9 protein-coding genes are annotated in these 9,506 nt (G+C 62.0%); 7 read left to right on the forward strand and 2 right to left on the reverse strand.

Annotated features, from left to right (window positions below; translation table 11 throughout):
- Together PLU72_20020 and PLU72_20025 are read left to right on the forward strand one after the other, a co-directional pair.
- A partial coding sequence (locus PLU72_20020) for a hypothetical protein (protein HOT30471.1) occupies nucleotides 1-1,016 on the forward strand: 1,016 nt, incomplete at its 5' end.
- Nucleotides 1,013-1,822: a hypothetical protein gene (locus PLU72_20025; GenBank protein ID HOT30472.1), complete on the forward strand. Its 810-nt coding sequence runs from the start codon at nucleotides 1,013-1,015 to the stop codon at nucleotides 1,820-1,822. The genes PLU72_20020 and PLU72_20025, both read left to right, overlap by 4 nt.
- Before the next feature lie 83 nt (nucleotides 1,823-1,905).
- Here the strand turns inward: PLU72_20025 and PLU72_20030 are convergent, their stop codons facing one another.
- Nucleotides 1,906-4,824: a hypothetical protein gene (locus tag PLU72_20030; GenBank protein HOT30473.1), complete on the reverse strand. Its 2,919-nt coding sequence runs from the start codon at nucleotides 4,822-4,824 to the stop codon at nucleotides 1,906-1,908.
- A 248-nt stretch (nucleotides 4,825-5,072) separates the two neighbouring features.
- On the opposite strand from PLU72_20030, the gene PLU72_20035 reads away from it, so the two are divergent.
- From PLU72_20035 to PLU72_20055, 5 genes are all read left to right on the forward strand, one after another.
- Nucleotides 5,073-5,699 (forward strand): hypothetical protein, encoded by a 627-nt coding sequence (locus PLU72_20035; protein HOT30474.1) that lies wholly within the window; start codon nucleotides 5,073-5,075, stop codon nucleotides 5,697-5,699.
- Between the two features lie 39 nt (nucleotides 5,700-5,738).
- Complete coding sequence (locus PLU72_20040; protein ID HOT30475.1) at nucleotides 5,739-6,260, forward strand: hypothetical protein; 522 nt, start codon at nucleotides 5,739-5,741, stop codon at nucleotides 6,258-6,260.
- Between the two features lie 17 nt (nucleotides 6,261-6,277).
- The gene (locus PLU72_20045) at nucleotides 6,278-6,868 is read left to right on the forward strand and encodes a hypothetical protein (GenBank protein ID HOT30476.1); all 591 of its coding nucleotides are present in this window, start codon (nucleotides 6,278-6,280) and stop codon (nucleotides 6,866-6,868) included.
- A gap of 365 nt (nucleotides 6,869-7,233) precedes the next feature.
- Nucleotides 7,234-8,217, forward strand: coding sequence for a hypothetical protein (locus tag PLU72_20050; GenBank protein ID HOT30477.1), 984 nt, complete (start codon nucleotides 7,234-7,236; stop codon nucleotides 8,215-8,217).
- A gap of 18 nt (nucleotides 8,218-8,235) precedes the next feature.
- The gene (locus PLU72_20055; GenBank protein HOT30478.1) at nucleotides 8,236-8,925 is read left to right on the forward strand and encodes a hypothetical protein; all 690 of its coding nucleotides are present in this window, start codon (nucleotides 8,236-8,238) and stop codon (nucleotides 8,923-8,925) included.
- A gap of 220 nt (nucleotides 8,926-9,145) precedes the next feature.
- On the opposite strand, the gene PLU72_20060 is transcribed toward PLU72_20055, so the two are convergent.
- Nucleotides 9,146-9,506 (reverse strand): hypothetical protein (locus PLU72_20060; protein HOT30479.1); only part of this gene is annotated, 361 nt, incomplete at its 5' end.

A 9,506-nucleotide genomic window follows, 5' to 3' on the forward strand; every position in this document is an offset into this window, starting at 1 on the left:
GTCGAAGCACGAATGCACTCGCCCTTCGACAAGCTCAGGGCGAACGGCTGTGCCAAGTCGATCTGGAGGAATTATATTTTACTCGTGATAGCTGTTGCCTAACATATGAGACGAGTAGTAACAAGGAGAATCCAATGACTGGCAATGAAAAGAAGCTCCCTATGGGCAAGGCGAGATTTCTCTTTCTCTCCCTCATGGCGGTCGTCTGTCTTTCCTTCGGAGCCATCCTGCTCTATCAGATCGGCCTCGAGGCGTGCGGCAACCGGCATGTCCGGGAGGCGGAGACGAAGGCCATCAGTGCGGTCGCGCATCGCTCCACCGAATTTGCGGAGTTCATCGACGCTCGCAAATCGGGCGTAAAAGCATTCTCACAGGAGATCATATCTCTCTATGGCAAATGGCGCGTCGTGAAATCCTACCTGCCATTCGCAGACGGGGACGGTCATAAAAAGTACATTATCGAAAAATTCGACGAGCATATCTTTTCACAGAAAGATCTGAGTTCGGCAATCCAGCGTTCTATCGAGGAAAGTCTGAAGGATCTCGACGGGATTGAAAACGAACTTGCCGTTGCGGTTCGGCAGGAACTGCTGGGGCGTTCGTTATCGCCGGATGAAATGCCTCTTGCGGCGGATGAGTTCAGAAAGGCGACGAGACGCATCATCGAGGCTTCTCAGTGGGATGCAGCGAAGGCCGCCGGACAACTCGTCGTTTCGGAGATCGTTTCGACTATAGGGACGCAGATATTTATCCGGCTCGGCGTTTCTTCGGCGATTCTGGCGACCAGCGCGGCGAATTCCTGGTGGTCTTTCGGCTCCTCGGTCCTGATCGGACTCGTCGTGGATTCCGTCTGGGAATGGTATGACGATCCTGCTGGAGATATCGAACGCGAAATGATCACTGCGCTCGACAATCTGTCGTCGAACGGCGCCAGGGCGATCAATGATGAACTGCTCAAGATCGTTGCCGAAAGACGCGAACGTTGGAATAAAACCGTATCGAGGATACTGCCATGAAAACACTCCGCATCATTCTTCTCATCGCCCTCTTCGCCTCGAGTCTCACCGACCCGGTGACCGCGGGCCCCGTCACGAAACTCGTCCGTGAAACCGCAGAGTCCATCCTTTCGAAATTCGGAAGAGGAGTTGCGGGGGAAACGGTTGAAGAAGTGGCGGAGACGACGGCAAAAATGATCACGAGGTATGGTGACGATGCACTGCCGCTGCTCCGCAAATCCGGGCATGCCGGCTTCACCGCTTTGAAAGAGGCGGGCGAGCAGGCCCCGGATGTGATACGGTTCTGCGCAAAACAAGGCGACGAGGCGATCTGGCTGATTTCTCAACCGAAAAAGCTTACCATTTTTCTCAAGCATGGCGACTCGGCTGGGCATGCCTTGTTGAAGCATCCGGGGATCGCCGACAACCTGATCGGAGCATACGGCGATGACGCCGTCGGTGCCTTGAACAAGGTTTCCAGGCAGAGCGCGCAACGGCTCAATATGCTTGCGAATGAAGGCTTGCTGAGCGCAACAGGCCGCAGTTCGGAACTTCTTCCGATCATTCGCACCTATGGCGACGAAGCTATGGATTTTATCTGGAGGAACAAGGGGGCTCTCGCCGTCACAGCGGTTCTCGTGACATTTCTGGCAGATCCTGAGGCCTATATCAGGGGAGGAAAGGAACTGTCCGTCGATCTTCTCACAAAAACGACGATCTGGCCGATGATTTTTCTCGGGATTCTCATGATCACGTTTCTGCCATTCATCGTGAGAAGGTTCGCCCTGGCTCGCTCAGAACTCAAATCCAAGGCCAGTCCCGAATGAAACCGGATCTCTGATCGGAAGGAATATGGATACAGCCTGGAAATATATATCATATCTGTATATATTTATTTGACAACCCATGTTTACAGCCGCTTCGCCCAATCTGAAAGGCAGAGAGGCTTCAAGACCTCTTTATAGACATCACTGTCGTTGATGTCTTTTTCGTACTGGTCGTGGCGGGAGATCGGGTGGAGGCGGTAGACGTTCATCGTCTTTCCGGGGTGGTCGGCCTGGAACAGGATGCGGCCGGGGTTCGCCGAGAGGGCCAGGACGCCGGAGGATTTTGCGAGGGTGTTTTCCTGGCGGTAGGCGGGGTCGGTCGCGTAATATATCAGAGAAGATATCGCCCACTCGAAGAACGTTTTGTCGGTCCGGGACGCCTCGAGCGTTCGCCGGACCTGGGCCGTCGCCTGGACCGCATAGGCGGCCGGGTCGTCCAGGCTTGCCAGTAGCCGGGGGCCGAAGCCGTCGTCCTCGTAGGTCTGGCCGCGCAGCCATTGGAGCAGGCTTTCCGCCTGGGCCGACAGCAGATCGGCCTCCTGGCGCGACGCGGGCGGCGCGGCCCGAAACCGGAGATGGAACAGCGAATGTTCGGCCGCCAGGAGATCCTCGACCACGCGGTCTCCGGTCGTCTGCACGTATCGGAGGAGGGCGTCGAAATGGCGTGAGAGCGCCGCCGGATCGCTTCCCAGGCCGGGTATGAGGCGCTGGAGTTCCGGCCGGGGCTCGGGAGAGCCGGTCAGCAGATCGAGGCAAAGGTCCCGGTCGGTTCCCAGAAGCTCCAGCACCGCGTCACGCGAAACGTCTCCCGCCTGCACCAGGGGCTTCAACCGCGACCAGGCCTCGGCGCGCCACGGGCCGGAAATGCGCCATACCGAGGGAATTCCCAGGAGCGCCGTCGGGTCGAGGCGCTCCGCGTTCCAGAGCAGGCCTGCGCGGAATGCGAGCCGATGCGCGTCGGCGGGCCCGCCACGCGGCCGGAACGTCGCGTGAAGAAGGTGCAGAAGCTCGGCGTCCCACACGGAGCCGATCGCCTTGAAGAACCGGATGCCCGACCGCTCGTCCATCGCCAGCGCTTTCTCCCAGCCATGGAAATACCCCGGCATGGCCCGCCACGGCGCCTCCGGAAGAAGTTCGGGCGAAACGCCGGCCCAGAGGGCCAGGGCCCGGGCGGCGGGCGACGCGGCCGCATCGCGAACCGCCGCCTCCTCGGAATACCCGGCCGCCAGCCGGAAGACGGCCTGGAAACTTCGCACGGCGTCATCGCCTTTGCGCGCCTCGAGCAGTTCCCGATCCGGCTCATCGCCGGCGAGATACAGGGCCAGGAAACACCTCCACCGCCACCAGGTTTCGTCAGGTTTCGCGCGTTCCATGGCCTGAACGAAGAATTCACGCCCCTTCGACGCCCCGTTCTGCACGTCCAGAACGCCACGCACCCACCCCGCGACGGCGCCGGGAAGCGAAGCCGCCACGGTCTTGGCAAGCGCCGCCTGCCGGCTCAGTAGCGCGTGCTCCAGGGCGAGGTGCAGAATCCCGACATCGACCCTGGGAAGCAGGGCCATCTTCTCGAGCGCCTCCCGAAAATCCCGATGCCCGAACAACTCCCGCACCTCGCCGGTCATCGCCTCCAGCCGAGGCCCCGACGCGAGAAGAAAACCCTCCAGCTCGAGCAACGCCGCTTCGATCTCCCGCCTCGAAGAAGCCGAAAGAGCGAGAACGCCGGCGGCCGCAAGCCGCCCGAGCCCGTGAAAAAGGGCCGGCAGGCCGTTGTTGACCAGCCTCTGCATCAGGTAGACCAGGAGCTCCGTGCCCGGAAGATCCACACGATGTCCGGGCACGTCGTTTCCCGCGAGATCCCCCAGAAGGACCGGATCGGTCACGGCGTCCAGATCCTTCAGCTTCAGCACGGCGGGCACGGCTTTTTCCGCATCCGCATATCTGCTTCGATGGCGTTCGAGCCACTCATGCCAGGAAGGATTCGACGGGACGTTCCCGGCAAGAACCTCCAGGAACGCCTGGCGGTGCAGGTGAAACTCCGCCAGACTGCCCAAAAGAAGCTCCAGCAACTGCGCAAACCCTTTCCTGAGCGGCCCCGCCCCTTCGACGGCCAGCAGGTCTTCCACCGTCATCCAGGCGCGGGCCTCGAGCGAGACCGCATCTGCGGCATCGGCCCAACGCCTGCCGTGAGCCTTCAAAAACGACAACTCCTCGACCTGCCTCTTGAGGGGAAGATCGCGCAGGCCGCCGAGATACGTTTCGACATCCGTGCCCAGAAGAAAGCACGCGCGATCCGCCCTGAGGTCGCCGGTTCCCGCCCGAATCTCCTCGGGCGGAACCAGGGGGCAGTTCAGGCGCGCCTGCCATTCGACGATGCGGACCGCATCTTTCCCCCCGGCGATCGGCTCGCGGGTCTGGCCCAGCACCCATTTCAGCGGCCTCACGTCCGCCCCGGCGCGGTCGAGCACCTGGATGACGCCTCTGCGGGGCGCGCCGCCCGCGATGGCCTCGGCGCCCCGGGTCCAGTTGAGCCTCTCGGGGTGCGTCGCGGCCGTTTTCACGAGGCTCTCGAGCGTTGCCGAGGCAGGGGCGCGGGAACTGTCGCCGCTGACCGTCTCGGGCGCCACATTTGGGTAAATCGCCCGCAGTCTGGCTCGCTCGGCCGCAACGGCCGCCTTCAGCCCCGAAGGCGCGCACCCGGCCAGGGCATCGAACCAGGCGATCTTCCGGGCCGGGTTCTGTTCCGTCATGGCCAGCGCCAGCGCCTCTTTCGCGCACCCCTGGTCGAGCAGCCGGCGAAACAGCTCCGGCCCGCGGGTATAGGGAATCCGCCGGATCGCGGCCCGGAGCACGGCATCGGTGACGGCCGCCACCACGGCGAGATGACTCCCGCGGTGCGCCAGCTCTTCGCGACCGGCCCGAAGATTCAACAGAAGTTTTCCGATCGACACGGTCTGCTTCCGCAACGGCTTGAACCAGACCAGATTCCCCCGATTCTCTTTCATCGTTCCTCTCCTTTTCGAGCCGGATTTTACACGCCGACGACGTTCAGTATCAGCCAAATCGGAACGAAAGGCAAAGCCGGCGTCGATATCGGCGACGTTTTTTGAACCGGCTCGACCGGACCGCCTTTGACATGATCGGAACGGCATCGCCAGGCCGCCCCGAGGAACGCAGGTCTTCCCGGCCGAGCCAAACGACCTCGCGGCGGCGGGCGTTCCATCGAAAGATTCGATATTCAAGGAGATAGAATATGTCAGCATCTATTCAAACATCACCAAACGCAACTCCCCGTGTATCCCGCATACGAAGCGCCCTGTTCGCGGCGGTCGGAATTTTCCTGATTCTTCTCGTTTCGGACGTCATGTCCGCAACCTCGCCGAATGCGTTCATCACGCTGTCCGACGTCGAATTGAGACCTGAACAGACGGCCCAGATCAGGAGCATTCTTTCGGGGAACCAAATAAAATATAGACACAATGATAATATGACCGAAATTCTCGTCCGGCGCCGGGACAAGCCGTATGTCCTGCTCCGTCTCGCCCAGGAACGAGTCGCTCTCGATGCGCGGTCGGGCTGGGGGAAGTTGATTTCCGACGAGACCGATCCGGATCACTCTTCCGACGCCTTCGTCCAGAGCGAAGCGGAGCAGGCGCTCCGACGGCTGGACGCCATCGACGATGCGAAAGTATCCATCAATCGATACAGAAAAAATCCGAAAAACTTCTCCCTTAGTATCGTATTAAGAATACTTCCAGAGACCGACGTGACCGACGACCAGGTCAAAGCAATCAGGGAGTGGATCTGCCGCGAATTCGACGATCTGCCGCCGGAAAAGGTGGTCATCACGGATACGAGAGCCAGAAACCTGGGCGCCTGAATTGCCGGCGATCGCCGGAGTCGAAAAGGAGCGAGACGAATGAAAACCAGCATGTTCGGTAAGCGGCGCGTGAAGATGGATGCGACGGTTCTGCACCCCCGCATCGAGGCGAACGATTTCGAGTGTTGCGAGTGCACGCCCCTGCCGCTGTGGGAGCGGGCGCTCTCGGCGCTCGCGGTGTTCCGCCCGTTCGCGTGCGTCGGGGTCGGCCCCGTGACGCGGCGGTCGATTCCCATGGTCGCGATCCGCCTGCGCGCCGACCTGGCGAACTGTCTTCTCGACCAGGACGAGTGGGGCTGGCTCCAGCCGATTCTTCTCGACTGGGAATCGCGGCTCGTCGCCGACGGAATCGGCCTGTATGTCGAGATCGCCCGCACGCTCTCGGTCACGGGAACGACGCTGACGACGCATCGCGCGATGGAGATCCGGCTGGTCGGGAAGAAGCGGGACGCGCAGTCTTCGCAGGCCTCGTGGGACTGGTTTCTGAAGGTCTGCCGGTGGATTCACGCCCTGGATGCCGACTGCCAGCCCCTGCTCGGCGGCACCGCGGCCGTCCAGTGAAGGAAAAGGAGTTTCCGATGAACGATCGTACGAGTTCGATCCGCGCGCCGCGCCGCATCGCCGGCCGCACCGCGGAGCCGTGGGAGAAGGAGTGGCATGGCCGGCTGGTCGACAAGGCCCTCGACGAGCGGTGGCTCGAGGCGCTCAACCACCTGTCCGGCATGCGCCTGATCAGTATCTGCGCCGGCCACTCCGTGAGGAACGGCCGCCGCGGAAGTCCGGCCCACGTCAACATGCTGATGACCGAATGTCCCGGGGCCGGGCCGGAGGCGGACGACGCCTGGCATCCCCTGCTTCTCACGCTTGCCGACGGATTTTCCGGTCTGCCGGGCATGGAGGCCACCCGCATCGAGCTTTCCGAGCGGCTGACCGTCAGCGACGGATGCGGCCGCGACGGGCCCCGGGTGCGGATCGCGCTTTCCCTGCACTGCCCCGCCCCGCGGCGGAGCGAGGAGCTGACGCCGGACGTCCGGGCCTGGTTCGAAGCCGCCTGCGCCGCGCTCGCCCGGCTCGATCACGACATCGCCCGCAGGCATTCCCGCCGCATCGCCGGCCCGGGCCGCGCCGAACCCGACAACGGCAATAGAATACCTGATAATACACACTGACCCGGCGCGTTCGGCGATTTCGGCGTTTCACTACGACTCGCCACAAAGCAACGTGACACTCATCACGTTTATTTGCGTACATGATGCCGTTCGTGCTGAGCTTGTCGAAGCGCGAAAGTTCTCGCCCTTCGACAAGCTCAGGGCGAACGGCTGTATCACGTCGGGCCGCATATAATCTATTTCAGTCACAATAGTTATCGTCTGACATATGAGATGAGCTGCATCCGTCACGCCGATGCGTTATCCAGACGCGGTCTTTTTTTGAACCGGCGGCGAAGGAGCGCCTTGAAGTTGGTGAGCGGCGGCGACGATGAGGTTTCACCGTGTCGCGCCGCAGACAAAACCGTCAGAACGAGGAGGCTTGTATGAACGAGCTCGAACGAGAGTGGCAGAAAGCAGTGGCCGCGCAGGAACCCCGTCGCCGCGCTCCGAACATCCTCTGGGCGGCGTTGTTCCTCGTCATCGCGATCGTTCTCCTGAAATGGTCGATGGTCCCGGTCAAGCCGAAGATGCCGGGCCTGGACGAGGCCGCTGTCAACCGGTTCCTCGACCGCGCGTCGAGCCTCAATGCCGCCGCCTGGGTCCGTTTCCGGGACAGGATGCAGGCGACCGTCGAAACGTCGAATCGGAACGCGGAGGAACGGATCGGAAAAGCCGCCGCGAAGATGTCGAGCATCGGCTCCTGCAAGAATATCATCTACTATCTCGCCTGCGACAAGGCATTCGGCGGAAACCGTATCGATGCCTATATCAACGACAAGCTCGATCCCGTGCTTCGCACCACGGCCGAGGAGACGGCCCGGGAGTTCAAAGCGCATCTCGACGCGTATAAAACCGAACTCGAAACCATCGTCATGAACCTCGGCTTCAACCTCCAGAACGTCCCCGGGCTCGGGCAGGGCTCGATCTACGGAATCAGCATCAGGGACCTGCAGACCGTCGATCTCGACGCCCCGCTGACGAATCTCGGGATCAACGTCACCGGGCTGTCCGTCGCCGTCGCCTTCGACGCATACGCGATCTACACCGGCCTGTTGACGAGGCTGGCCGGCTATGCCGTCAGCGTGGCGTCCAGGCTCTTCGCCAGATATGTGACCCGCATGGCCACCCTGGTCGTTGTGCCCTGGCTGGACGGCCCTCTACCCATCGGGGACGTGATCGCGGGAATCGGCCTTCTCTGGACCGGGTGGGAAATCGCGCACCTGGGGCCGCGGTTCGAGGCGGAGCTGATCGCCGTGCTGACGGATGCCCACCGCCAGGGCCTGCAACAGTTGCTCGAGCAGACCGTCGGGGCCGCCGCGCGCCTCAATGAGGGGTTCGCCGAGTTCTTCAAGTCCCTGCATCCGTAACGTGAAAGGAGCAACCGTATGTTCGCGAAAAACCGGGTTCTCTGGATCGTGTTCCTCGTCGTTCTGACCGTCGTCCTGGACGGCGCGGCGCACGCCGCCGTGCCGGGAATCGGCCGTCTTTTTTCCCAGTTCGGAAAGGCCGGCGCACGGAAGGCGATCGGAAAGACCGCCGGCAAAGCGGTCGCCGAGTCTGCCGGAAAGGCTGCAGGCAAGGCCCTGACGTCGGTCGGCTCGAGCGTGACGCGTGAAACCGTCACGACGGCGCTCGAAAAGGCCGCCCCTCGAAGTCTCATCGAGAAAGTGACTCCCGGGCAGATCCTCGCGGTCGGCGGAGCGGCCGGCATCGTCATCGCCGCCGACGGGGCCGCCGACGCCATGCACGAGATCGCCAACCCCACCGGGAACGCGCTGGGAAAAGCCATCGACGGGACAGCCACCTCGTCGGAACGGGTGATCGGCGAGCTCCGCGGTTTCTTCGACGGGGTGGCCCAGAGTATGCTGTTTTATACTTCCGTGCTGTTCTTCTGCGCGTCGTTCATCCTGTTCTGGCGATTCGGCCTCATGCCCTGGCACCGCAAGAGCGATGCGGCCGAAGCGCCGGCCCGCGGCGGGAAGCCGGACGGTTGCGGTTCCCCGCCGGCCCCTGACATCTCCGATGCCGAAGTGGTCGGGGCACGGAACTCGGAACGCAACCGAGGACCTTGTTGAGTCCCGCGGAATCGAAGCCGGTTTCGCGTTCGTTCGCGCTGAGCCTGTCGAAGCGCGAGAGCAATACTGAGTCTTGCTGAATCGAAGCCGGTTTCGCGTTCCCGTTCGCGCTGAGCCTGTCGAAGGGCAAGTGATTCTCGCCGTTCGACAGGCTCAGGGCGAACGGTTTTTCTTTCTGCAGGTCCCAATGGCAAGCACTTATCGCCGAGAGGCGCTTCCGTCACTTTTCACGGAAGCTGGCAGGCCTGCTCCGGCTGAAAAACCGCGGATAACGTTGCCTGATCGGTCGATATGGTGTAAAGTAGAGGAAGGAGTTCTTTGAAAAGAGGAGAAGAGGGAAGAAGCTCGCCGGATTTTTCCGAGCACCTGGCACCCCCCTCGCAAACCCGCTGTTTTCGTCGAGGTACTCGGAAAATGAAATCCGCTCCCAGTGCGGGTTTAGACCCATCGAGGGGGCCCCGGCTGAATTTTCAGCAGTTTTTTCGGGGGGGTGCTCGGAAACCGCCCCGCCAGCCCTCTCCTGATCATCCTCCCCAAGGCCACCCTCTAACCCCCAACCCCACCAAATCGGGGATTGAAAC

The sequence above is a fragment of the Candidatus Ozemobacteraceae bacterium genome, assembly GCA_035373905.1.
GTDB lineage: Bacteria > Muiribacteriota > Ozemobacteria > Ozemobacterales > Ozemobacteraceae > MWAR01.

Excerpts from the sequence above, each read along its gene's own strand:
- PLU72_20050 (HOT30477.1), top strand. The coding sequence starts at position 7,234 with ATGAACGAGCTCGAACGAGAGTGGCAGAAAGCAGTGGCCGCGCAGGAA.
- PLU72_20035 (HOT30474.1), top strand. The coding sequence starts at position 5,073 with ATGTCAGCATCTATTCAAACATCACCAAACGCAACTCCCCGTGTATCC.
- PLU72_20045 (HOT30476.1), top strand. The coding sequence starts at position 6,278 with ATGAACGATCGTACGAGTTCGATCCGCGCGCCGCGCCGCATCGCCGGC.
- PLU72_20040 (HOT30475.1), top strand. The coding sequence starts at position 5,739 with ATGAAAACCAGCATGTTCGGTAAGCGGCGCGTGAAGATGGATGCGACG.
- PLU72_20030 (HOT30473.1), bottom strand. The coding sequence starts at position 4,824 with ATGAAAGAGAATCGGGGGAATCTGGTCTGGTTCAAGCCGTTGCGGAAG.
- PLU72_20025 (HOT30472.1), top strand. The coding sequence starts at position 1,013 with ATGAAAACACTCCGCATCATTCTTCTCATCGCCCTCTTCGCCTCGAGT.
- PLU72_20055 (HOT30478.1), top strand. The coding sequence starts at position 8,236 with ATGTTCGCGAAAAACCGGGTTCTCTGGATCGTGTTCCTCGTCGTTCTG.